The organism is Vulcanisaeta sp. JCM 16161 (assembly GCF_001316285.1).
In genome coordinates this window covers 1-22,025 of the sequence record NZ_BBDO01000007.1, presented here as the reverse complement: position 1 = coordinate 22,025, position 22,025 = coordinate 1, and the positions used below count along the sequence as shown (strand labels likewise).

Below are 22,025 nucleotides of genomic sequence, written 5' to 3'. Positions count from 1 at the left end.
TTCTTCCTCAATTGCTTATAATCAATCGAGCTGCTTCCTAACGGTTTCAGGCCCTATTGAGGCACCTACTATAGTCATTGCCGCCCCAATCATTACAACAATTGATGGTGCCAGGGCAGCCGCAATTATTGGGTTCACAGCACCCTTTAGGTTGGCATACAGTAGTAATGCGAAGGTTGGCGCCAATGAGCCTATTGCCGCATTTAGATTCCAGCCAAAGCCAATCCCACTCCACCTGACCTCTGTTGGGAATATCTCCGAGAAGTACGCCGTCTGCACGGTGGCGCTTAAGGTGAATATGAAGTACATGAGAGCCAGTGAGGTGGCCATTATCGGTATTGAGAGTGTCGTTAGAGCTAGGTAAAGTGGGTATATCGTTATGAGGAGTATTGCGGTTGGTATTATCAGCATCCTCCTCCTACCGAAGAGGTCGGTCAGGTAACCACCAAATGTGTTACCTATTATACCGCCAATACTGCCAAGCATTAACGGCAAATACGTCAATTGGACAAAGGCCCTTTGAAGCTGTGGCATGTAGCTTGATAATAACTTTGTGAATGTCGTTACGAAGCCGTAACCCGCATAGAACACGAAGGTTAGGCCGAGGTTAATCAGTATTACAAGAACTAGGCTAAACCAATACCTCCTAATTGCTGTAGCCAACGGCACCTTGACGATCCTACCCTCCTCCTTCTTCCTCTCCCAAAGTATTGACTCCGGGGCCGCGAACCTTATGATTAGGCCTATGATAACGACAACCGCACCACTTAGGAACAGTATTCTCCAACCAATCGTGCCTACTGGGTAGTAAGCGCTAACAAGGAGTAATAGGCCTGTGGCGAGTAATGAGGCAACAGACATACTGGAGTTAAGCACGCCATTAACGAGACCGCGCCACTTCGGTGATGCAAACTCTAGGGCCCACACAACGCCACCACCAGCCTCACCTCCATATCCAAATCCCTGGACAAACCTGAATATGGTAAGTAGGGTCGGCGCCCAAATCCCTATTTGCGAGTATGTTGGTAGTAGGGCAATGACTATTGTTGCAACGGCCATCGTGATCGCATCACCAAGTAATGCATTCCTCCTACCGTACTTATCACCTATGTGACCGAAGAATATCGCACCGAGGGGCCTCGCGAAGTAACCGACTGCGAAGACTAGAAGTGTATATAGGAGTGCCGCTAATGGGTTTGACTTGGGGAAGAATAGCTCGCTTATGTATGGTATTAATGAGAAGTATACCAGGAAGTCGTAGTATTCAAGGGCCCACGCGAAGAAGGTCGATATTGACGCAAGCATTAAGCCCCTTCTCCTAACATGCTCGGGAACCTCCGGCCCGCCCATAGCGTATTATCGAGTTAAAAATGTATTTAAAGTATTACCTAGCAATATATATGGCTATTTAACATTTCTAACCCTTGACACGTGGCCCATTCATGGATAGGTATAAACCCAGTATTTCCCTCGCCAATTCACGCTTATGTAATGGGCCTATCCTCCTGGTAACCCCGTTCTTATCAAGGACGATAACCTCATCCCTCTCGGTACCAAAACCCCTACCCTTACCAACCAGGTGAGCCAGTGCCAAGTCCCAATCACCCTCACTAGCCCTCCTCAGTGTTCTGGCGATCAACTCCTCCTCTATGATCCCAACCTCGGCCTTGTAGGCTATTAGGAACGTATTTGGCGAGAATTTCTTCAGGTCCCTAGCGATCTTTGGCGCTTGAATAAGCTCTATCACCACCCTATCCAGGTCACTACTTATCTTTCCACTTACCCGATCCCTAACGTAGAAATCAAGCGGCGCTGCCGTGAGTATGGCCAGGTCATAATGACGCTTACTAACCAACTTAATGGCGGTATCGTACATCTCGAGCACGCTCTCGACCTTGTAAACCTCAACACCGGGTGGATCGCTAATGCCCACTGGCCCCTCTATCAGTGTTACCCTGGCACCCCTGGCAGAGGCCTCCCTTGCAAAGTAGTAACCCGTTAAGCCACTGCTTGGTGTGGTTATGTACTTCGTGGCGTCGATATACTCGTGGGTTGGCCCCGACGTAATAAGGACGGATAAGCCATCCATATCCCTCGGCGATAACAAATCAATCACCGACTCAACAACCTCCTGATTAGGCGCCAACTTCGCCTTACCCTCCTCAATGATGGGCTCCACAAAACGAACACCCAAGCCACGTAGTTTCTCAATATTCGCCCTAATGATTGGGTTCCTCCACATTGATTCATTCATTGCAGGAACAAGTAGTAATGGTACCCCTGAACCCAGGGCGGTCATTGCGCATAGTGTTACCGAAGTGTCGCCAATGCCGTTGGCGATCTTACTTATCGTGTTTGCCGTGGCTGGTACAATAACCACGGCGTTAGCCGTCGTGCAGATATTAACATGCTCAGCATAGCCGCTCAGCTCAACGTACACGGGATTACCCGTAGCCCACTCCATGACCCTCGGACCAAGTAACTTACTTGCTTTCCTACTCATGAACGTGATTACGTCAGCGCCATGCCTAATCAATTCCCTGGCAATGTCCGGAACCCTATAAATCGAAACACCACCCGTTAGGGCAAGCACAATCCTCTTACCACGTAGTAAATTGCTCCTTGAACCCCTAATCAACTCGATGTCCTCCCTAAAGGACACAATTACTGGGAAGCCACCGATTATTAAGTTATTTCAGACCATGCGATTCCAATCACTACTCATGACCCAACCGCCTCATCATCAATGATTTACTGAGTGAACCAACTTTTAAGTCTATAATCGTTAACGCCATTATAAACTCAAAAAATAGGCAAGACTCTCATTAATGATTACGTAACGTCCAAACTCGGCATTATGACACTAAATGCGTGAGAACCTGAGGAAATTGATAGATGTGTGGTCATAGCCGTCTCTACCTAGTAGGCTTGGCCATGCTTTGAATATGTAGAGTCGCCGCAATTCTATATACACGGCGACTCTCCAGGTCCAAATGCGGCGAAACCACATGGTATTACCATTATGATGATAATGAATGAGGTGCGTTTGAGCGTTGATTTAGGGCTTTGGCTGCTATTTTAATTCTTAAATTGTGGTGAGACCTGCTTTGGTATTATCATGTGTATTATCACATCATCGAATGGTTTTATCCCGTACCTCTCCCTGACCTCCCTCGGTATTGTGAATTGCCTTGATGCGGTGTGCCTAGTCCTCAGGAGTTTGACGTTATTAATCTCTATCTTTTGCCCGTTATGTTCAAGAACCACATCAACGTACTTAACCTTGTCAAGCCCTAGGGACCTAACTAGGTTTGCTGGTACTAGTACTTGGTTATTTATGTAAACCTTGATTGAGTACGGTAAGTCATCTATTGGTAAACCCCCCTACCAACCCTAATCTCCTCTGTGAATGTCATCAACTTTGCCGTAGCCCTAATGATCTTTTAAGGGCTTTTGTGAAACTGAATTGTGAAACAGACGTGAAACCTCACGGAGTGCTTATCCGCATTTTGTTTTGTGATTGAAACTTAATTAGTAATTGAAATTAAATCAAAGACCAAGTACCAACAAGGACTCTTCTCCTACTCATTCCCTATACCACAGCACACCCCTACCCGGTCAACCTAGTCAACATGACCTTCTCTCTCACGTAGCCAAGCTTTCTCATATGCCTCTTAATCAACTCAAGGAAATACTCATCCACAGATCTTGCCCAATGATACGTAATTTAAGCTAAATAATGATGCAGGGTTTAGATTCATAGCAAACATAGCGCCTTCTACTTGGAATCCCATTAAATAATGCGGTACGTAGTTATCTTCCTCGCAACGGTAAAATTAGGCATAGCCAGACTAATTCTAAAAGCCACACCGAAGCCATAATAAAGAGTACATAACACTAAATCAATAATTGCATGCGAGACCCTGATATATTAATTTATTCCATGCTTTGGGTGTGTAGAGTCGCCGTGATTATATAATTACGGCGACTCTCCAGATCCAAAATATGACTTATTTAATGTATTTTAAGGGGTCGTTGATGAGGATTATTTGGGGACTGTGGAGCTAGGTTCGTTGATAGGGTCACGGAAATTACCTGGCTTAGGGATTGGGCTTCGAGTTTTAGATACGCGCCTCGTATATACCTATGGTCCCGAGGGTTGTGGTAAGACGAGACTGCTTTAGAGATGATGGCATTGCAATTTATGTCGACGTTACCGAAGGTATTGACTTGAGTAAGGCATTGCTTGTTTCCTCAAATGTTGAGCTAATCATGGATGTTGTTAGGGAGTTGGTAAGCGGCTTCATTAGTGAGGGTGTTGGTAAGGCGTTGGCTAGGGTCATTACCTTAATAATCGAGAGGGCTGTGAGAAGTAGATTTGATGGTAAGTACGTTCTTCTGGCAATCGATGATGTTGCTAGGTCGATGGGCCTTGGGAACATTGAATGGTATATTAAGTGGCTTTATGAGTACATGCAGAGGTTTATGAGTGAGTATAAGCCAGAGCCATAAATATTATCGCCACGACATCGGAAGGTGAAAGCCTAAGACTATTGTTTAGGCATAATTACCTGGTCACCAGGTTGATTTGGAATCTCGATAAGGAACCCTTTAGGGAATTATACGAATCCCTCAACCCACCAACTGGGCTGGATTTTGAGGAGGTCTGGTCATTGCAGGGTGGTAATCCAAGGGCGCTTTGGGAATTGGCCGTCACCTTCAATTGGAACCTAACTGCATATAAGAATTCAGTTATGGAAAGCTCATGCCGGTAATTAGTGAGATCAGGGGTAGGGGATTAACGAGAGAATTAATGGAGGTAGTAAATGACTCAGACATAATTCAACAGGAACCGACCGCCAAATTAATGGAACTAAGTGAGATACTAACGAGAAATAACCTAATAATTTACAAATGGGTTGAAACCATCGGAAATGTAAAAATACCCAAAGACCAGGAACTCGGAATAGGCGAGTACTACGCATGGCAATTACCCATTTACCAAGCAGTAATGAAACAATTATTAACATAAACATAACATACTTTGCATATTTTGGATCTGGAGAGTCGCCGTAATTATATAATTACGCGACTCTACACACCCAAAGCACGACCAGGCTCACTAAACGAGGACGGTTACAACCAGTAGGTTGGCTCCACGCTCCTCCTTACCCTATCCTCGTCCATTAATCTCCATAGGCCCTCCTTTGCATTTAGTATCACAATGCCGAGTTGGGCCGTTACATAATCACTAATGAGTACCTCACCTATGTTTGGGTTTATAATGGCGTTAACGATTATGGGCCCCACGGCCCTATCCTCAAGCACGAGGCTCAGCGCCACGGCGCTGCCCAATAGGTAGGCCTCCGTATCCCCACCACCAGTCTCGAGGCTCACCAACTCGCCATCCCTGGGAGGCCATAGACCGAGCAACCTAGCTAGCGGTGTGGGTATTGCAATGTCCGGGGTATCGGTTTCGAAGCCCGTATTAATCACGGCAGACGTAACGACCTCCCTATCCCCGCTCCTCAGCCTTACCCTCACCCTCACCGCCATGCTCCTCCACCGGGACCAACCTAGCCAACACAGCCTTCCTCCTCATGTAGCCAAGCTTCCTCATACCCATCCTACGCTTCCTAATCAATTCGAGGAAATACTCATCCACAGGGTAATTAAGGGTCAGGGATTAAAAACCTTGCCCAATGATGCGTGATTTAGGCTAATTCACGATTACAAAATAATCACAGTAATGCCCAGGTAAATAGAATAAATGCTGCATAAATAGCAGAAATGAATAAACAATAATCAATTAACTCTAAATAATACAAAATAATATTTACTAAATAGGTAATAAAGACTAAACAATATACTACGTAGAACGAGGCCGAAATATATATATCGATTAAGAATAAGTAATTAAGGTGAGATAATGAAAACCGAAGTGAGAAGGGAAATCACGACAGCGGGACTAGCGCTGGTATTAATAGTGGTGCTAGCGAACTTCATGCCGATGATAGCCGCAGCCTTGTGGGCGTCCTATGCGGCTGCCGTTGTGGCTGTTTTCATAGATTACTTTATGCCGTACATGCTCTTACTTGATGGCATGGCCGTCATGAGCGGAAATCAACAATTAGCGACTGCGCTTATTATTCTTACTGCCGCATTAATACTCACGGGCATTGGTGCAGCTTAATTAAGGTGGTGTACTAAGTGATGAATACCATTAAAAATAGAAAAGGTGGTTCCTCCTTAATCATTTTGTCTCAAGTGATTCGTTACGTTATCCCCATAATTATCATAATCGCCCTTCTAATGTATGAGACTGGGCATAAGGTACTTTTAAACTACGTAATCATAACTGGCGTCATCCTTATACTCGCCGGTATTATCATGGACATTGTCCTAAAAACCCGCAATATCACAAAATCCTATGGACAAGAAGAAGTAATGATTGACAAGGGAGTTCAGAAAGGGATTCCAAGTAGATTGTCTGGGAATGATCAAATAGCCATTAAGGCGATGCTAACCGTGATCTTGATTACTGCCATCGCATCAACCATTTACGGACTTGCTCTATGGTTATTTTTAACTTACTACGATAATAATTTAACAACAGCCATAGTTACTTCATTATCATCACCCATTATCTTCCTGATGGGGTTATTTACTGCGGATGCCATGCTTCGCCTTATTAATAAATTAACTGGATACCTCAGTTACTTATTTAATGAGGATTCCTGGCTAATACGTGTTAATGCTCCTTTAGGTATGGTAATTGGTTCACTTACATTTGCCAGAGTCATTGTTGGTGGTGATGGCGATATCTACGAACTCATCTACAATCATGAATTAACCCATTATAATGATAAAGCTAATGCGAAGCTTTGGGTTGTATTTTCATTACTAACTATACCGATGAGCCTGATCGTGTTTACAATAATTAAGTTCAGGAGCAACTTGTTTATTTATGTTATTACAATGTCGACTGTCCTGTTACTCGCCATCACGGCCTTCATTATCATGATGTTGAGGGTTTTTGAGGTTCATGCAGATTATGGCGCGTATAAGGCGATGGGTCCTAGAGCTTGGGATGCATATTTAAGGCTTAAGGGTATGATGCTGGCGTCATTCCCGCATCCCATACGTGAGTTACGTGAGTTGTACTCGCGCATTACTCATACTGGTAGGCGTGACTTGGTGCTTGTTTATGGCGATCCAATCGCCCCTCATGCTCCCTGGGAGTTCCCCCTGGTCTTTGGTTTATTATCCTCAGCCCCACTCTACGTATTTAGCGTGGCATTGCTTGATAGGGGCTTGCTTGGTAAGGTGCCTGGTTGGTTCTTGAGTGATTACCTACCGCCAGTAGTCGCCGTCACCTCGATACTCACCTCCTTCGTCGTGATCTTCCTCCTCGGATTGATAATTAGGCCCATCATTAGGGCAATAGCTAAACCCCAACTTCTTAGTAGGGGCTTGATGAACCTATCCACGCTCGTCTCGGGGATCTACATACTCTCCGTAGCGTCCTCCGCGGCTTCCCTCCTCATAAGCCCTACGCCCCCTACGTCATCTATGCCGTGGGCTTCGTGGTGAATTACCTGGTGATTAGGCACTACATTGGGCGTGGGGCATTGATGAGTACTGCGGCGGTTTATGCCGTGTTTATTTCCGTAAACGCCCTCATACTCCTAACGCACCTATGGCCGGCCTAGGCAGGTCTTGGGCCTACGCATTATCGGCACTGCTCGGATTAATGCTTGGTTATGCCTACCACGCCGTGCTCGGGACGCGGTTTTCCTACAAGCCCTCACTTGGCCTTTATGGCCTACCGCTGCTCAGGCTCGTACTAATCAGGAACTCCTCATTCGCAGTAATACTCTTCCTACTCGGTATTTCTCCCTCCGCTCAATACATCGCCCTATTCATGTCAATGCTGGTGTCCGGAATAATGATTGCGCCGGCAAACCCATGCATTGCAATCCTGGGCACACTCCCTCACGGGTCCTGGAACTAATGGGCTTCACGCTCATCGCCATGTCGGGCAATGAGTATATGCAAGGCAATAAGGCGAATTCAACTAAATTAGTACTAGGCGCCTCGTTACTCATCATTGCAGCCGTAATAGAGAGTTACGCAACACCGATAATCCTGGCAAAATCAATCAATATGTGCTGAACCACATGCCCGCATAATTGATTATTAACTTTCGTCTTTGGGTATGCAGAGTCGCCGTGATTATATAACTACGGCGACTCTCCAGGTCCAAAGCACGGCATCTCCCATGTAGTATTGGCATTATTTATATTTAATTAGTTGATTTAACATAATTCTTGGCATTATTTCTATTTTTTTATTAGAGTAAAGCTTATAAACCCCTGGATTATTTAATCCCCGATGTACGTGGTCTTTGGTGTAACGAGTGGGATGTCCTCAAGGAGTTTTGAGGGTAGGTATAAGCAGCCTAATGATGTTAGGGATGTTCATGTGAGTGAGGTTCCTAGGATTAATCATGTGCTTCATAGCTTCGTTATTACGAATAATGAGGATGACCTCGTAATATGGACCTTCGACATACCTGGTTATGAGACCCATATATACTCGTTCATTAAGGAGAGGGCAACGTTACTTCTATGCCCAAGGGTTGATAACTCCACATACCTACTGCCCGATGTTTCATTAGTTGGGGAGTTGAACTCGATGCTGTATAAGGATGCCAGGTCAGCCACATACTTCGTTAGGCCCACGGACAGATCCTTCGTATCTAAGGCCTTAGAGACACTGTTAATGCGGCCAGGGCGTTAATAATGGAGAAGGTAAGCAATTTGCTTAGGTCGAGGGGTTTGGCCACGGTTAGGTTGATCGATGAGTTGGGCAGTATTAATGAGGACATGATTGCTTCGGCAAATTTATGGGTTAGGAAGGGGTTTTCCGAGGAGGTCTCCGGTATATACTCAATGATTGATTACGTGAGGTCCTCAATTGAGCTAAAGAGGAGTAGGTCGAGGAGGAAGTAGTTTATTTAATCAGGCTTCACCGTGTAGTAAACCCTCTTCTTATCCTTACCCCTACTCTCGGACTTCAGGAAGACGATCTCCCCAATCTCCCTCGTGTTAGCCACATGCGGTCCACCATCGGCCTGAATATCAATACCCTCGATCTCCACAATCCTCCACTCCTCACCAGGCGGTGGCTCCCTCTCGGCCAACTTAACAATGCCCGGTATCTTCATCGCCTCCTCCCTCTTTAGGAAGTAAATCTTCACTGGTATACCCCTCTTAACGACTTCGTTGGCCTCCGTAATCAAGTCCTGAAACGCCTTTCTAAGCGCATCACCGCTCAGGGTTAGGTTGTAATCATCCCTAGCGTACTCAGGGGTTATGTCGCCGCCGGTCACGAGGGCGTTGTACTTCTTATAGGCCAATGCCGCTATTATGTGCGTTGCCGTGTGAAGCCTCATCAACCTATACCTCCTGTCCCAATCGATTATTCCGTGAATCGTATCACCAACCCTGAACCTGGGCTCCCTATCGAGAATATGCACCGCATCCTCACCCTCCTTAACCACCTCCCTGACCACGTACTCCTCACCCTGCCAAACGAGCCTGCCCGTGTCATTGGCAACCCCACCACTCCTTGGGTGGAAGAGCGTCTGGTCAAGCCAAACCCTATTACCATCTATCCTAACCACGGTCGCGTCAAACTCCCTCTTATACGAGTCCCACCAATAGAGGAATTTGGTTGGCATGATCTTTTGACTACTAGTAATTACTTAACAATTGCGCTACTTCTCAAGGCCGAAGAACCTCTTCACCGCGTAAACCATCACGTCGTGGGTCCTCAGTAGGTCTTCCACCGTAACATACTCATTATATGCATGGGCCAATGCCAACTCGCCAGGGCCATAAACAACCGTTGGTATGCCCCTGGCCCTCAGGTACCTACCGTCAGTAGCCCCAGTCACTATTATAGGCTTCGGCGTGACACCAAGAACCCTCTCAATGCCCTCATGAATAAGCCTTACAATCGTCTCACCAGGGCTTGTGTAGTTCGGCTCGCTTATGTCCAAGACCTCGACATCCGCCATACCGCCCAACCCATTCCTTAAATAATCGATTACCTGGTTCGGAGAGACCCCCGGTGGAACCCTCATGTCCAGTTCAAGCTCTGCGTGATCAGGACCATGTTTATCTTCGAACCACCCCTAACAACGCCTGGATTAAAGGACACAGTACCAACAACCCTCTCAAAATCACTGAGCGTTAAATTAAGGCCCGAGGCCCTCGAAGCCTCCAGGTAAACCTCAGCCGAGTTCTTAATTGCATCAATCAACTCACTGGGTAACTTAATGCCCCTATTGAACTCATTAATTAACTCCTCAGCCTTATTAATCGCCCTAACCAACTTCATAATCGCATTATCACCGAGGATTGGCAAACTACCATGGGCAGGCCTACCCACGGCCACAAGCTTAACCTGGCAAAGGCCCTTCTCCCCAATATAATACCTAAAACCACCAGACGGTTCAGCGACTATTGCGGCATCGCCGATTAACACGCCGTCCCTCACCAAGGCCTCAACACCTGGGTGACCGCCGGTCTCCTCATCAGCCGTTGCCGAGAATATCAGCGTTCCAGAGCCTGCCTCTCGACCAATGGCGCCAACTCAGCAAACACGGTCATAATCACGCTAATCCGCCCTTCATGTCCGTGGCACCCCTACCGTATACCCTACCCTCAACCACCTTCCCCGAGAACGGCGGATACACCCACTTAGTCTCATCACCGGGAGGAACGACATCCATGTGACCATTAAGTATGAGTACTGGCTTACCCCTACCAACCCTGGCAATCACGTTGGGCTTATCCTTAGCATACTCCCTAACTTCACTTCTAAAACCCAGATTGTTTAACCAATCCTTAATAAAACCGGCGATGTTAACAGTATAACCAGGAGGATTAACGCTAGGTATTTGTATTAAGCGTGATGTCAAGTCTATTATTTGATTTTCTACCTTTGCCATTAAACAATATTATTAATTAAGGCGTTTTTATTTTTAATGTATATAAGGTAATTGAATGTGGCAATATCTCGAAAAATTTATAAAATACTTATAGATAAAATTGCTTTTGTATGACAGCAAAAACTAGTAAAGAAAGCATAATTAAAGTTATATTGTTAATTATTGTACCATGGTTGTTTATAGTGTTCCTTGCACCACTATATAACAGACCTTATCCTCAAGTTGGTGGATGGCCATTTTTATGGTGGTACTTATTTGCGTGGGTTTTCATTCAACCTATCATAACGTATATAGTATATAAGTTCATTGATAAGGGTGGTAAGTCATGATGTTTGCATTCATTGATTACGCGATATTCTTCACGTTAGTTGGTTTAACAATAATCGTTGGCTTTCTTGGCGCAAAGTGGAGAGCGCCCGATTTCTCAAAGATCTCTGAATGGAGTATTGGTGGTATGAAGTTTGGCACATTTATCGTCTGGTTCCTAATGGGTGCTGATATATACACAGCGTACTCTCTTATTGCGATACCAGGTAGTGCATATGCATTAGGCGGTTTTATACTATATGCTGTAGTTTATGGTTCAATATCGTATCCATTCTTATATATTGTAGCTACGAAGTTTTATAGAATAGCTAAGCGTAAGGGTTACATAACGGCTGGGGATTACGTAAGAGATAGGTTTGATAGTAGGGTTTTATCGTTACTGATATCATTGACAGGTATAATTGCGATGCTGCCCTACATAGCCCTTCAGATAGTTGGTATTAGATATGTTCTCGATGCTATGGGGTTCCCAGTAATTCCAAGTTTCGTAATAGCTTACATAATTGTTGCAGCATTCGTAGCGATAAGCGGGCTTAGGGGACCGGCCTTGAGTTCATTAATTAAAGATGCGCTACTTTGGGCCGTTATCTTAACGATCGTGATCACCCTGGGCATAAGGTTCGCTGGGTTTGGGTCTATATTTAGTGAGGTGGGGCCTAGTCATTATTTAATACCAAGCAAGTTAATGATTGGTTATATAACATTGGCATTTGCTAGTGGTATATCATGGTTATTATTCCCAAACTTATTGGTTGGCTTGCTTGGTTCTAAAAGTGAGGATATAATTAGAAAGAACTCAGTCTTTCTACCGCTTTATCAAGTATGGCTAATACTACTGGCAATTATGGGCTTAATAGCATTGGCTAAGAACTTGGTGCCGCATGGCATATCAAGCCTTGCATTTCCATCAGTAATCAGCACTTACTTCCCATCTTACTTCGTGGCACTTGCATTTGCAGGTATAGTAATAGGTAGTATGGTACCTGCCGGTTTGCAAAGTCTTGGAGCTGCAAACTTAATAACTAGGAATATATATGTGGACTTCATAAATAGAAAGGCAACAGAGAAACAACAAGTGCTTTGGGGAAGGGTTTCGGTATTTATAATGATAATAGCATCGTTAATATTTGCAATAACACCAGCAGCCAGTGGGTTAATATTTTATTTATTAACGTTCTCCTACGCATGGTTACTACAGACATTACCCGCAATAATACTATCAATGTACTGGTACGACCTAGATAAGTACAGCGTTGCGGCTGGCTGGGCCGTTGGTACAGCATTTGTAACTTACGGCTTAGCAACTGTGAAGTTTTCATCGTCATTACTACCCTGGTTTTACAACATCTACGTAGGATTCCTAGGATTAGTGTTGAACCTAATAGTGATGTTAATAGGATATGCAATAATTAAAGCCCTTAAAATAAAGATCTCGAGTAAATTAACACCACAAGAATTGCTATGAGAGATTTGCAATACATTAAAAATAAGAATATTTTATCTTAATTTTGATAATATATTGAGGAACAAGTCATTAATCTCCTTCGTCTTAATGCTAATTCTGAAGTAGCCCTTCATTAGTGGTGGTATGTTTGATAAATCCCGTATTAAAAATCCATGTTTTACAAGCTCCTCGCCGAGCCATGGTTCATGCCTTATCACGAAGTAGTGGGTTGTTGATTCATAGTAATTAATGCCAAGCCCCCTTAATGAATTCAGTACCCTACCCTCTCCTCCTCAACGTACTTGATCGTTAATTCCTTAAACCCGTGGGCGTGCTTCATGTACCTGGACACTGCGTACTCGGTTATTGAGTTTACAGGCCACGTGGGCACTAGGTCCTCGATTTCGATTTTGGTGAATACTGCACCGACCCTGAGCCCCGGTATTGCTAGGAACTTGGTGTATGACTTTACAATAAACACATTGTCATACCTTAATGCATCCCTAATTAATGATTCGTCGGTCCTCACGAAGTCCATGAAGGACTCATCAATGATTAACACGCCATTACGCCTACCCAGCTCCTCGGTTAAGTCAAGTAGTTGCTCACGCTTGATTAGGTAACCCATTGGTGAGTTTGGGTTTGAGAGGACGACGATGACGCCTGGCGTTGCATCATTAATTAGCAGTCTCACTAGGTCTCCACGTCCCCAATACTCAATTAACCTGATGTCGGCATTCACAAGCTTACCAAGTCGCAGGTAATCACCGTAGTTTGGTATGGGTATTAATACTCGGCGGGGCCTCAAATGCATGAATAGTAGTTGCAGGGCCTCAGTGGCTCCATTAAATACGTATGTAAACCCAGGCCCAACACCCTCAAACCCGGCCAATGAATCCCTTAATTCATCACCAAGCTCCGTTGGGTAGTGTGAGTAATGACCCTTATCTACACCCTCCCTAATCAACTCAATCAGTTCCTTTGGAGTCCCCAGTGGATTCATATTCGAACTCATGTCGATTAATCCATACCTCCACCCATACCCGCCATGCCCCCTGGCACCCATAATTCAGTTCAGGATTTTGTGAGATAAGTTAAATAAATCCCTGCTATTATTGAATTCGATAATTAATGCACCACGAACAGGGCCGCTTCGGGCCGCCGCCACAGTGGTTCATAAAGAGGAGGGGCCTGAAGTACTTGATACTTTACTTACTCAGTAGTAGGGGCCCGATGACCGGTGCCCAGATTATTGATGAGATCGAGAGACTATCGATGGGCTTCTGGAGACCAAGCCCAGGATCTGTCTACCCAGCTTGAGGAGCTTGAGGCTGACGGCTTGATTAAGGTGGCAAGGGTTGAGGGTACCAAGAAGTACTATGAGATAACAGACAGCGGTAAGGCCTTCATAGGCCTTCCGAGTATTGATAAGACTACGGCCGCAGTTAACGACTTCGTATCGCTGGCCAGGTACATAATTGATAATTGGGACGTACTTAATGAGGTTGATAGGAATAGGATTAGGGATGTGATTAGGGACCTCATTAAGACGGCAGGCATTCAATGCTAATCCATGTTGTAGAGAACCACGTGAGGCATCTTCAACTCATCAATAAACCACTTATTCCTAACCTCCATTATTAACTGCTTACTATCAATGTAATTACTCAATAATTTAGTCATCGCGTTACCAAGACCCTCACTAAGGCAGTAATCAGCATTCTCTAGGAGTATTAATGATGGCTTCTTAGCCACTATTAACTGAGTTGTTAATGCGAGTATTGTCTTCATGTGGCACGGTAATTCATCACCAATATGAACAAGGCCCCTCCTATCCACGTAGGACAGGACTAGCTCGCCGCCATACCAGCCAGCCCTGAAATTCCTAAAGCCAAGCTCACCAAGGAGCTTCCTAAGGAACCTAACGTCCGTATCCCTCCTCGGTCGGTGAATAATTGGGATAGGATCTCAATTATGTGCTCACCATGCTCGCCGATGAAGTCTGCCTGTGAGGTATCCGCATTCTTAATACGACCCCTAAAGTCTATGTACGGCCCCACCTTATAAATACCAACCGAGGATAGGTACTCCCTAAGAGCCTTAATTACTGACAGCGCTGCCTCATAGTCCTCCGAGGCGCTACCCACGAGTTGTAGTGCCTGCTCCTTGGGTGATAGCCCATCTGGGTTTAGAAGTATTGATGCATCAACAACCTCAACATCCAGTGGATACTTAACCCTACTAACACCATTCCTGAACTCAGTAACCATAACCTCCCTCTCGCCAACCTTAATTACGCTGGTATAACCATCGTCAAATCCAACGCTGATCGTCACAGAATCACCTGAATAACCCAACTCTTCAAGTCTCTTCTTAACCCTGTCATCCAGCAATATCGTGATATCAACCTAGCATCACCAATCCTGGGCAAATCCTCAAGGAATAACCTATCCCTAATACCCCTGAAGACCCTCCATATTAATTCAATAATCATCGACTTACCCGAACCAGGCGACCCGGTAATCACCGTTAAGGCCCAAGCTCAATACTAGTATTTACTCCATAGAACCCCTTAATGCCCAGCCTTGTTATTAACACGACATTGCGCTGAGGCGTTATTTATTAATGTTGAGTTTCATGGTTAATGTGTATTACGATATATTAAGTATATTGGAGTATAGTGTGGTTTATATATTTAATAAATAAAGCTTAAATAAGGATTAGTAACCACGGAGGCGTGGACCTAGACCTAGCACCAGACCCGCTACTTGTTGTTCCGGGACCCTCACAAATACCACCTAGGGTTATGAGGGCGTTGATGAGAACCGTCGATCATAGGTCGCCCCATTTCCATAGGCTATATAGGGACGTGGTTGAGGGCTTGAGGTACGTCTTTCGGACTAACGGCGACGTATACCCAATAACCGCAAGCGGTACTGGCGCCGTTGAGACCATGGTGTTGAACTTCGTTAAGCCTAGGGATACTGTTCTCGTGCCTGTATTCGGTAGTTTCAGTAGGAGATTGGTTAATCACCTCAGGAGGATTGGTGCTGAGGTTATCGAGATTGACTATGGGTGGGATAGGGCGCCCACCTATGATGATTTAAGGGCTAAGGTTGAGTCCATGGGTATTAAGCAAGTTGATGTATTTGCCACGGTCTATAATGACACAAGCCCAGGCATAGTATTTAGGGACTTGCCAAAGGTCGCCAGGTGGATCAAGTCCTATGGTGCCCTGGTGCTTGTTGACAATGTATCAGCTCGGCGGTGATTACTTTGAGGTTGATTCCTGGGGGATCGACGTTGCCGTATCAAGCAGCCAGAAGTGCCTTGCGGCTCCACCCGTCATGTCATTCATTGCCGTGGCCTCAGGCGAGGCTTACCGCAAGGCAGAATCCATAAATCACCCAAGTATTTACTTCGACATTAAGTTGATGAGGAAGTTCGGTGAGAAGTTCGAGACGCCATTCACGCCAGCCGTTAATTACCTATTCGCGGTTAGGGAGGCCCTGGGCATAATTAGGGAGATCGGCCTTGAGAACTGGATTAAGTGGCACATTGAGAGGGGTAGGGCAATACTTAACGCGTTCACCAGGGCTGGCCTAGAGCCGTTCATAAGGAATGACTATCATAGATCGACCACAGTACTCTCATTTAGGTATCCACCTGGTGTTAACCCTGACGAGTTTAGGAGGACTATTTATAGGCTTGGTGTATCCATCTCGGACGGCATGGATGAGGTCAAGGGTAAGGTGTTCAGGGTGGGCAATATGGGGTATTTAACTAGGAGGGATGTGCTTACGCTCGTTTCGAGTGTGATAGCCGTTTCACTAATCAACGGTGGTAATGCCAATAATACTGCAATAGGGGATGCATTCAGGGAGGTTTTAAATTACTGGGAACCTGAACAGTTATCAGTGGGCGAGGGTTAGTATTGCGCCTGTTAATGCTATTGTGCCTATCACGGCTACGGCAACGCTATTATTATTAATACCACGTCAACAGTTATCCTCGCATACTTCCAATGCCACAACTCAAGGAGTAATGTCCTAAAGCCTATTAGGCCGTGCGCCAACGCTGCGTAGAGTAGTACGTATATTGCGGCTATATATCCGTAATTAAGTATTTGATTAACAACGACTGGGTAGGAGATTGATTGCTCATAACTCGGCCACCTAAAGGCTAGGTGTATGCCTAGGACCACGATTAGCACTATTCCAAGGATGTATTGCCACCTTCTTAATGTTGATGCGCTCACCATACCCATCACCACACGAAGGCCACCAGTGTTGCTAATATGAGGAATATAATGACTACAATCACTGCTATGTACTTAAGCCATGCCTGGCCTGTCTTCTTAACCGAGGCACTGCCCTTGGGAATGTGTGTCTCTCGGGCCTTGGTAATCCAACGCCGAAGTACTGCGTCAGTATTAGCCTAAATCCGTTGGCCCCGTGAACAGCAGCTAACAATGCTATTAAGTACTCAATTATTGTACCAACATGCGCAGGCCCGGCTACGTGAGGCCCCTCCACAAAGCCTATTACGGTATTCCACGTCAGCTCTGATGGGTGCCCAAACCCAAGTGCGGTGGATATTACCAGGGTGTGCGCGATTAGGTATATCACCAGTATTGCGCCACTGACCTTCTGGAAAATCAGTAACCACTCATCAAGACCACTAAGCCAAAGAGACCACTTTGGTGGAACCCTCTTGACCTGCCTCTGCTGTGCCATCCCCATCACCTCCTACGCCTACCTGTTAGTAACCAGTTCTTCAAAAGGTTTATTGCCAGGGCTGGATCAACATCCTTAGGGCAGACCTTACTGCAGGTGCCGCTGTAGTGGCATGACCAGACGCCGTTCTCGCTATCAACGATCCTGAGCCTAAGCACGGCACCCTCATCCCTACTATCCGCACTCCACCTATACGCCTGGGCAAGGGCCTGAGGACCGAGGTAATCCCTATTCAGAAAGACCATTGGGCAGGCCGAGTAACAAAGACCGCATTTAATGCAATAGGCAAATTCCAAGTACTCATTTAATTGCTCCTCTGTCTGTGGGTAATAAGAGTCTAACTTCTCAAATTGTTCAGTCTCATCCTTCCTAATTAACCAGGGTTTAACACTCCTATGCTTCCTAAAGAGGTCGGAGAAGTCAGCCGCTAAGTCCTTTATTGGCTCAAAATTACTAAGTGGTTCAACGGTTATCACCTCAGTACCCAAGTCATAGGGCTTCGTTTCACAGGCAAGCCTTGGTACTCCATTTATTATCATGCCGCATGAACCGCAAATACCCATTCTACAGCTGTACCTGAAGGATAATGTCGCATCCTGATGCCACTTGATTTTTATTAACCCGTCAAGCACGGTTTCGTGGTTTGTAAGCTCAACCTTATACTCATGCCAATAATACCTCCCCTTTTCTGTCATACCTCTTGACCCTAAATACATAAGTACGCTTAATGGGTGAGCCAAGCGGTGGTTTTGTAATCACTATTTTCTCCGCGGCAACCGCTGTCTGTAATGCAGTGCCGGTCTGTTGAGAAGACACGCTTAGCTATTGATAATGACGTCTTTATAAGTTCTTCCTTGGAAAAGAATAAAATGAAATAGTTAATGAGCACTCTAACGTGGTTATACGGAGCATCATTACGATAAAATGCATAAATACTAGACTTTTGTCTATTTCTTAATGGTTGAGTATGAGGGTTTTATAACGGACATTATGATTAGGATAGCCGGCGATATAGTGCTTTCCGATAACCCTGGTAAGGGGATTAGGAAGTGGCGTGAGTTCTTTGAGATGTCTCAGGCAGAGCTTGCCGCCAGGCTTGGCACGTCACCAAGCGTGATTAGTGATTATGAGTCTGGGCGTAGGAAGTCACCGGGCTCCCAATTCATTAAGAGGGTTGTTAAGGCATTAGTTGATTATGAACTTGAGAGGGGTGGTCAAAAACTATACATACTGAGTAGGCAACTCGGCGGTGAGAGGTTTTGGGAGGCGATTCTCGATATGAGGGATTTCGACACGCCAATTGAGATCAACGACTTTGTTAAGTCAATAGGCGCCACGTTAGCCGTTAGCCCTGAGGGTTACGTTGATATTCACGGCTATACCGTGGTTGATAGCTTGAAGCTCGTCCTTGACGTTCCATCTCATGAATACTTAAAGCTCTATGGAAGTACCACGCAGAGGGCCGCCATATTCACTAATGTTAGGTATGGTAGGTCACCATTAATAGCCATAAAGTCAATGCTGGCATTCACGAGTCTGAGACCAGCCATAGTCGTTATGCACGGTGTCGATAGGCCTGATTACCTGGGTATCGAGATTGCCAGGAGGGAGCGCATACCATTGGCTATTGTTAATAATACAATTGAGGAGTTATTAACAGCCTTAAGGAATCTGGCTGAGCGACAGAGAGTGGTCACTAAGTAATGCCATTACTTGGCCTGGGATATTAATGAAGTGAGTATTCTTCGAACACCCTCCCTGAACTCCTCAATTGATGACTCATTAACGAGTATGTAATCCGCCCTGGCTATTAAATCGCCCAACCCATACCTTAATTCCCTAAGATCCCTCATCAGGAAGTCCTCGATTGTCTTTGGGTCATCAGGCCTACCCCTCCTTAATAATCTCTCGAATCTTGCCCTCCACGGCGCCACCACGTAAATTAGCACAACCTTTGTTGATAGCGCCTCCTCAATGGCTTCAATCTCCCTAATACTCCTGGCCCCGTCAATAACGACCACATTTGACTGCTTGGGTATCTTCTCAAGGGTTCTGTAGGCAATTGCCTAGTGCCTCCTCTCAATCTCAGGGTTACGGATGCCATTGACGAGGAAATACCACTCCTCACTGCCTCATCCCTAATCACGTCACCCATAGTCACCACTGGAAGCCCCAACTCCCTCGCCACGTCAGACGCTATTGTCTTTCCCGAACCAGGTAGGCCCGTTATTACTATTACCAGCACGTGTGCTGTGGATTATCTAGGCTTATTTTATTTACCCATAATGACCTCCCTAACCCTAAGTAAATCCGCGTTTGTTCTAAACCCCTTAATATGGAAGTGGGACCTCACGGCTTGATAACCAAGCCCCTTTATCACACCTATCACGTCATTAATGGGTAATTCACGGCCCAGGTCCTTACTAATCTCCGTGGTTAATGCATAGGGTATATTGGGGCCGAGTGACTCCTCAATAATTAACCTACTAATTTCCTTAGCCCTATCACTGAAGTAATCCCTAATATTCCTCATGAAGTGACCCATCAGGAACTCCGCATCCCACAGATTGCCAATCCATAATGGACCCGCTAACCTATACCTAGCACTCGTTGGTATTGGATATCCAGGAATGAAGCCTCTCTGCAGTGTGCCTGGCCTGTAGTAAGCATAGCCAAGGTTCTTGAGCGTTTCCAGGGCATACGCCCTATCCTTAAGAATTAATGCGCACACCCTGTAGTAATGGCCATCGAGGAATGATATTAGCGGCTGTATTCCATAGTCCATTGATAATGCGTGACGTGCAATTAGCGATATCAATATTCTAATACCAACCTCAAACCTATATGGAAACTTCTGTGGCAACGCCCCATAACGCCTAACGCACTTAATTGGGTACTTACCCGATAGGACACCCACGTCGGTCGCCGTTACGCAAAGTAGTCCCTCATCCTTAATCGCCCTAAGGCTATTCTCTATAAACGGTTGTGGAGATCCAAATGGATCTATGTCAATTACGTCACAACCACCCTCACGCGCGATCCTTAATAATAGGTTATTGGCGTCATCCCTATATACACTAACTACGTCATTAAGCCCATTCCTATCCACATTCAGCCTTATTAACTCATAGGCCTTCTCGGAAATGTCATTGGCTATTACCCTGGAGACCCCATTAACCTCCTTGGCATACCTAACAGCCCTAACCCCAGTCCCTGACAAGGGTTCGCAAACGGTAATGCCGGTCTTACTTGTATAACTTACGTATCCGTTGATTATTGCCGTTGATAATGACCTATTAACCTCCATCCTAGGGTTATAAAACACCGGCGCGTGAGCTGGCTCAGGCCTATTACCAACGACGTACTTAGATAGGTCTGGAACAATTATTGAAGCTAAGCCCTCCCTGACCTCCACCCATTGCTCCATAAATTAATCCCTCACCTCTTAAGTAACTCCCTGAGCTTCTTCGTTAAGGCAGGTACAAGCTTATAAATCTAGCGCCTGGGTTTGGGAACAATGGTTGAGGGTGTGGTTTTTATGCCTTGATTTAGGATTCTTGTCTCCTTAGGCGGTTATGTCGTTGAATGGGCATTCGTTGGGTGGTTCTTCCCTAACGCGTGCCTTGGGCTTGGTGCCGTCCTCATTGCTCTCCTCCCCTCGATTGAGTACGTGATTGCCCCGTCGCCGTCTGCCGTGGACGTGGTTGGCGAATCCACAGCCCTGTCGGCTCAATCGCCGACCATTAACGGCTTGAACATTTTAGTACTGATTCGGCAGTGGCTTATTAGTTCTGTTGGGAGTCAATCAATGGATGTCTCCATGGCTCTAGAGATTTGTTGGGGCAGGAAGGTAAGGGGCTCCAACCGACTCAAGTGCGGCGAGGAGGTCAATGACGAAAGAGTCATTGAGGAGGTAATGAGGCTAATCAGCGAGTTCCTAGACCGAGTGGAGAGGCACAGAGCCATATTACTCAACGAATCAGCCATTCCATTCGACAACGCAACCAATGCATTGAATGATTGGTTAAGAAATATCGAGACTAGGATTGGGGAAAGCAATGACGATGGCATAACCAACCTGAGGAGGGCAATGCTCGATGCCGGGAGGAGGATGCTTAGACTACTAAAGCGGGCAAGGGAGAGGTGGCTCAAGGCTACAAGCCAGAGCTCGAGGAGTTGATTGAGAGGTTGAGGAGCGGTAAGATAAGGATAATCATAAGCGGCGAGCCGCTCAATAAGGATAAGTCATTCACGGTTCATTTATACACGAAGCACTTGGCGATTGAGATAGCCAGGGTCGCCAAGGTAGGGAACATAACAATGCGAATGTCGTTCACTGGCCTCAAGGGTGTTCATGTTGCTGTACCCAAGCTATTCGGCGATGGTAAGTTGAGGGCAATGCAGTGCGGGTTAATGCTTACTGATGGTGCAATTAATGAGGATGGCTACCCAGAGATGTCCACCAACCAGCTTTGGCAGGTCTTTGCCTGGCTAACTG

The 22,025-nt window shown here is 45.7% G+C and carries 34 protein-coding genes and 4 pseudogenes; 19 read left to right on the top strand and 19 right to left on the bottom strand.

Annotated elements, in window-relative coordinates:
- Positions 1–21 precede the first annotated feature (21 nt).
- The 3 genes and pseudogenes from JCM16161_RS09780 to JCM16161_RS09770 form a co-directional block, all read right to left on the bottom strand.
- Entirely contained in the window at positions 22–1,350 is a 1,329-nt protein-coding gene (locus tag JCM16161_RS09780) for an MFS transporter (protein ID WP_054855726.1), read from the bottom strand.
- A 67-nt stretch (positions 1,351–1,417) separates the two neighbouring features.
- On the bottom strand, positions 1,418–2,662 hold the full coding sequence (gene coaBC / locus JCM16161_RS09775; RefSeq protein WP_054855725.1) for a bifunctional phosphopantothenoylcysteine decarboxylase/phosphopantothenate--cysteine ligase CoaBC: 1,245 nt from the start codon (positions 2,660–2,662) through the stop codon (positions 1,418–1,420).
- Positions 2,663–3,078: 416 nt separating this feature from the next.
- A pseudogene (locus JCM16161_RS09770) lies at positions 3,079–3,416 on the bottom strand (AbrB/MazE/SpoVT family DNA-binding domain-containing protein).
- Between the two features lie 633 nt (positions 3,417–4,049).
- Here JCM16161_RS09770 and JCM16161_RS17875 point away from each other — a divergent pair.
- The 4 genes from JCM16161_RS17875 to JCM16161_RS09755 are packed head-to-tail and all read left to right on the top strand — an operon-like array spanning position 4,050 to position 5,032.
- Positions 4,050–4,184 carry an ATP-binding protein gene (locus JCM16161_RS17875; RefSeq protein WP_243671302.1) on the top strand — a complete coding sequence of 45 codons (135 nt, stop codon included), beginning with the start codon at positions 4,050–4,052 and terminating at the stop codon, positions 4,182–4,184.
- Positions 4,162–4,512, top strand: a complete 351-nt coding sequence (locus JCM16161_RS09765; RefSeq protein WP_243671301.1) for an ATP-binding protein — start codon at positions 4,162–4,164, stop codon at positions 4,510–4,512. The genes JCM16161_RS17875 and JCM16161_RS09765 overlap by 23 nt, the downstream gene beginning before the upstream one ends.
- A gap of 41 nt (positions 4,513–4,553) precedes the next feature.
- On the top strand, positions 4,554–4,775 hold the full coding sequence (locus JCM16161_RS09760; protein ID WP_054855722.1) for a hypothetical protein: 222 nt from the start codon (positions 4,554–4,556) through the stop codon (positions 4,773–4,775).
- Positions 4,766–5,032, top strand: coding sequence for a hypothetical protein (locus tag JCM16161_RS09755; RefSeq protein WP_054855721.1), 267 nt, complete (start codon positions 4,766–4,768; stop codon positions 5,030–5,032). The genes JCM16161_RS09760 and JCM16161_RS09755 overlap by 10 nt, the downstream gene beginning before the upstream one ends.
- Positions 5,033–5,136: 104 nt before the next feature.
- Here the strand turns inward: JCM16161_RS09755 and JCM16161_RS09750 are convergent, their stop codons facing one another.
- On the bottom strand, positions 5,137–5,556 hold the full coding sequence (locus JCM16161_RS09750; protein WP_054855720.1) for a hypothetical protein: 420 nt from the start codon (positions 5,554–5,556) through the stop codon (positions 5,137–5,139).
- Positions 5,516–5,665, bottom strand: coding sequence for a hypothetical protein (locus JCM16161_RS17870; RefSeq protein WP_243671300.1), 150 nt, complete (start codon positions 5,663–5,665; stop codon positions 5,516–5,518). The genes JCM16161_RS09750 and JCM16161_RS17870 overlap by 41 nt, the downstream gene beginning before the upstream one ends.
- 276 nt (positions 5,666–5,941) lie before the next feature.
- Between JCM16161_RS17870 and JCM16161_RS09745 the strand changes: the two genes are divergently transcribed.
- The 6 genes from JCM16161_RS09745 to JCM16161_RS17855 all read left to right on the top strand — a co-directional run bounded on the left by JCM16161_RS09745 (position 5,942) and on the right by JCM16161_RS17855 (position 9,014).
- Positions 5,942–6,193: a hypothetical protein gene (locus JCM16161_RS09745; protein WP_243671299.1), complete on the top strand. Its 252-nt coding sequence runs from the start codon at positions 5,942–5,944 to the stop codon at positions 6,191–6,193.
- A gap of 254 nt (positions 6,194–6,447) precedes the next feature.
- Complete coding sequence (locus JCM16161_RS09740; RefSeq protein WP_243671298.1) at positions 6,448–7,593, top strand: M48 family metalloprotease; 1,146 nt, start codon at positions 6,448–6,450, stop codon at positions 7,591–7,593.
- Positions 7,594–7,699: 106 nt separating this feature from the next.
- Positions 7,700–8,014, top strand: coding sequence for a hypothetical protein (locus JCM16161_RS09735; RefSeq protein WP_054855717.1), 315 nt, complete (start codon positions 7,700–7,702; stop codon positions 8,012–8,014).
- The gene (locus JCM16161_RS17865; RefSeq protein WP_243671297.1) at positions 8,014–8,175 is read left to right on the top strand and encodes a hypothetical protein; all 162 of its coding nucleotides are present in this window, start codon (positions 8,014–8,016) and stop codon (positions 8,173–8,175) included. Before JCM16161_RS09735 ends, JCM16161_RS17865 begins: the two co-directional genes overlap by 1 nt.
- Positions 8,176–8,400: 225 nt before the next feature.
- The gene (locus JCM16161_RS17860; RefSeq protein ID WP_243671296.1) at positions 8,401–8,802 is read left to right on the top strand and encodes a hypothetical protein; all 402 of its coding nucleotides are present in this window, start codon (positions 8,401–8,403) and stop codon (positions 8,800–8,802) included.
- 2 nt (positions 8,803–8,804) lie between these two features.
- Complete coding sequence (locus JCM16161_RS17855; protein ID WP_243671295.1) at positions 8,805–9,014, top strand: hypothetical protein; 210 nt, start codon at positions 8,805–8,807, stop codon at positions 9,012–9,014.
- Between the two features lie 5 nt (positions 9,015–9,019).
- Here the strand turns inward: JCM16161_RS17855 and JCM16161_RS09725 are convergent, their stop codons facing one another.
- The 4 genes from JCM16161_RS09725 to JCM16161_RS17840 all read right to left on the bottom strand — a co-directional run bounded on the left by JCM16161_RS09725 (position 9,020) and on the right by JCM16161_RS17840 (position 11,020).
- Positions 9,020–9,745 (bottom strand): alanyl-tRNA editing protein, encoded by a 726-nt coding sequence (locus JCM16161_RS09725; RefSeq protein ID WP_054855716.1) that lies wholly within the window; start codon positions 9,743–9,745, stop codon positions 9,020–9,022.
- 36 nt (positions 9,746–9,781) lie between these two features.
- On the bottom strand, positions 9,782–10,150 hold the full coding sequence (locus JCM16161_RS17850) for a M20/M25/M40 family metallo-hydrolase (protein ID WP_243671294.1): 369 nt from the start codon (positions 10,148–10,150) through the stop codon (positions 9,782–9,784).
- A complete protein-coding gene (locus JCM16161_RS17845) occupies positions 10,147–10,566 on the bottom strand; it encodes a peptidase dimerization domain-containing protein (RefSeq protein WP_243671293.1) in 420 nt (139 codons plus the stop codon). The genes JCM16161_RS17850 and JCM16161_RS17845 overlap by 4 nt, the downstream gene beginning before the upstream one ends.
- A 115-nt stretch (positions 10,567–10,681) precedes the next feature.
- On the bottom strand, positions 10,682–11,020 hold the full coding sequence (locus JCM16161_RS17840; protein WP_243671292.1) for a M20/M25/M40 family metallo-hydrolase: 339 nt from the start codon (positions 11,018–11,020) through the stop codon (positions 10,682–10,684).
- 110 nt (positions 11,021–11,130) lie between these two features.
- On the opposite strand from JCM16161_RS17840, the gene JCM16161_RS09715 reads away from it, so the two are divergent.
- Together JCM16161_RS09715 and JCM16161_RS09710 are read left to right on the top strand one after the other, a co-directional pair.
- Entirely contained in the window at positions 11,131–11,349 is a 219-nt protein-coding gene (locus JCM16161_RS09715; RefSeq protein ID WP_054855715.1) for a DUF3311 domain-containing protein, read from the top strand.
- The gene (locus JCM16161_RS09710) at positions 11,346–12,812 is read left to right on the top strand and encodes a sodium:proton antiporter (RefSeq protein ID WP_054855714.1); all 1,467 of its coding nucleotides are present in this window, start codon (positions 11,346–11,348) and stop codon (positions 12,810–12,812) included. Before JCM16161_RS09715 ends, JCM16161_RS09710 begins: the two co-directional genes overlap by 4 nt.
- Before the next feature lie 32 nt (positions 12,813–12,844).
- Here JCM16161_RS09710 and JCM16161_RS17835 read toward each other — a convergent pair whose 3' ends face one another.
- Positions 12,845–13,009, bottom strand: coding sequence for a hypothetical protein (locus tag JCM16161_RS17835; RefSeq protein WP_243671291.1), 165 nt, complete (start codon positions 13,007–13,009; stop codon positions 12,845–12,847).
- Positions 13,010–13,062: 53 nt separating this feature from the next.
- Positions 13,063–13,857 carry an aminotransferase class I/II-fold pyridoxal phosphate-dependent enzyme gene (locus JCM16161_RS09705; protein WP_243671290.1) on the bottom strand — a complete coding sequence of 265 codons (795 nt, stop codon included), beginning with the start codon at positions 13,855–13,857 and terminating at the stop codon, positions 13,063–13,065.
- Positions 13,858–13,922: 65 nt separating this feature from the next.
- Between JCM16161_RS09705 and JCM16161_RS17830 the strand changes: the two genes are divergently transcribed.
- Together JCM16161_RS17830 and JCM16161_RS17825 are read left to right on the top strand one after the other, a co-directional pair.
- Positions 13,923–14,111, top strand: coding sequence for a PadR family transcriptional regulator (locus tag JCM16161_RS17830; RefSeq protein WP_243671289.1), 189 nt, complete (start codon positions 13,923–13,925; stop codon positions 14,109–14,111).
- 28 nt (positions 14,112–14,139) lie between these two features.
- A complete protein-coding gene (locus JCM16161_RS17825; protein ID WP_243671393.1) occupies positions 14,140–14,361 on the top strand; it encodes a hypothetical protein in 222 nt (73 codons plus the stop codon).
- Here JCM16161_RS17825 and JCM16161_RS17820 read toward each other — a convergent pair.
- Genes JCM16161_RS17820 through JCM16161_RS17810 form a run of 3 tightly spaced genes read right to left on the bottom strand, consistent with a single transcriptional unit; the run spans position 14,358 to position 15,318 of the window.
- Positions 14,358–14,630, bottom strand: coding sequence for a hypothetical protein (locus tag JCM16161_RS17820; RefSeq protein WP_243671288.1), 273 nt, complete (start codon positions 14,628–14,630; stop codon positions 14,358–14,360). The genes JCM16161_RS17825 and JCM16161_RS17820 overlap by 4 nt on opposite strands.
- Before the next feature lie 11 nt (positions 14,631–14,641).
- Positions 14,642–15,184 (bottom strand): hypothetical protein, encoded by a 543-nt coding sequence (locus JCM16161_RS17815; RefSeq protein WP_243671287.1) that lies wholly within the window; start codon positions 15,182–15,184, stop codon positions 14,642–14,644.
- Positions 15,124–15,318, bottom strand: coding sequence for a hypothetical protein (locus JCM16161_RS17810; RefSeq protein WP_243671286.1), 195 nt, complete (start codon positions 15,316–15,318; stop codon positions 15,124–15,126). The genes JCM16161_RS17815 and JCM16161_RS17810 overlap by 61 nt, the downstream gene beginning before the upstream one ends.
- A gap of 210 nt (positions 15,319–15,528) precedes the next feature.
- Between JCM16161_RS17810 and JCM16161_RS17805 the strand changes: the two genes are divergently transcribed.
- Positions 15,529–16,062, top strand: coding sequence for an aminotransferase class V-fold PLP-dependent enzyme (locus JCM16161_RS17805; RefSeq protein ID WP_243671285.1), 534 nt, complete (start codon positions 15,529–15,531; stop codon positions 16,060–16,062).
- The gene (locus JCM16161_RS17800) at positions 16,037–16,723 is read left to right on the top strand and encodes a hypothetical protein (protein ID WP_243671284.1); all 687 of its coding nucleotides are present in this window, start codon (positions 16,037–16,039) and stop codon (positions 16,721–16,723) included. Before JCM16161_RS17805 ends, JCM16161_RS17800 begins: the two co-directional genes overlap by 26 nt.
- Before the next feature lie 35 nt (positions 16,724–16,758).
- On the opposite strand, the gene JCM16161_RS09685 is transcribed toward JCM16161_RS17800, so the two are convergent.
- The 3 genes and pseudogenes from JCM16161_RS09685 to JCM16161_RS09675 all read right to left on the bottom strand — a co-directional run bounded on the left by JCM16161_RS09685 (position 16,759) and on the right by JCM16161_RS09675 (position 18,289).
- Positions 16,759–17,058, bottom strand: a complete 300-nt coding sequence (locus JCM16161_RS09685; protein ID WP_243671283.1) for a hypothetical protein — start codon at positions 17,056–17,058, stop codon at positions 16,759–16,761.
- Positions 17,059–17,116: 58 nt separating this feature from the next.
- Positions 17,117–17,527, bottom strand: coding sequence for a succinate dehydrogenase (locus JCM16161_RS09680; protein WP_243671282.1), 411 nt, complete (start codon positions 17,525–17,527; stop codon positions 17,117–17,119).
- Positions 17,528–17,532: 5 nt separating this feature from the next.
- Positions 17,533–18,289, bottom strand: a pseudogene (locus JCM16161_RS09675) (succinate dehydrogenase iron-sulfur subunit).
- 195 nt (positions 18,290–18,484) lie between these two features.
- On the opposite strand from JCM16161_RS09675, the gene JCM16161_RS09670 reads away from it, so the two are divergent.
- Positions 18,485–19,231, top strand: coding sequence for a helix-turn-helix domain-containing protein (locus JCM16161_RS09670; protein ID WP_054855712.1), 747 nt, complete (start codon positions 18,485–18,487; stop codon positions 19,229–19,231).
- Positions 19,232–19,236: 5 nt separating this feature from the next.
- Here the strand turns inward: JCM16161_RS09670 and JCM16161_RS09665 are convergent.
- Positions 19,237–19,772: pseudogene (locus tag JCM16161_RS09665) on the bottom strand (AAA family ATPase).
- A 27-nt stretch (positions 19,773–19,799) separates the two neighbouring features.
- Complete coding sequence (locus tag JCM16161_RS09660; protein WP_054855711.1) at positions 19,800–20,954, bottom strand: tRNA (guanine(26)-N(2))-dimethyltransferase; 1,155 nt, start codon at positions 20,952–20,954, stop codon at positions 19,800–19,802.
- A gap of 243 nt (positions 20,955–21,197) precedes the next feature.
- Here JCM16161_RS09660 and JCM16161_RS09655 point away from each other — a divergent pair, with 243 nt between their 5' ends.
- Complete coding sequence (locus tag JCM16161_RS09655; RefSeq protein ID WP_243671281.1) at positions 21,198–21,707, top strand: hypothetical protein; 510 nt, start codon at positions 21,198–21,200, stop codon at positions 21,705–21,707.
- Positions 21,671–22,025 (top strand): annotated as a pseudogene (locus JCM16161_RS09650) (hypothetical protein); the annotation flags it as partial. The gene JCM16161_RS09655 and the pseudogene JCM16161_RS09650, both read left to right, overlap by 37 nt.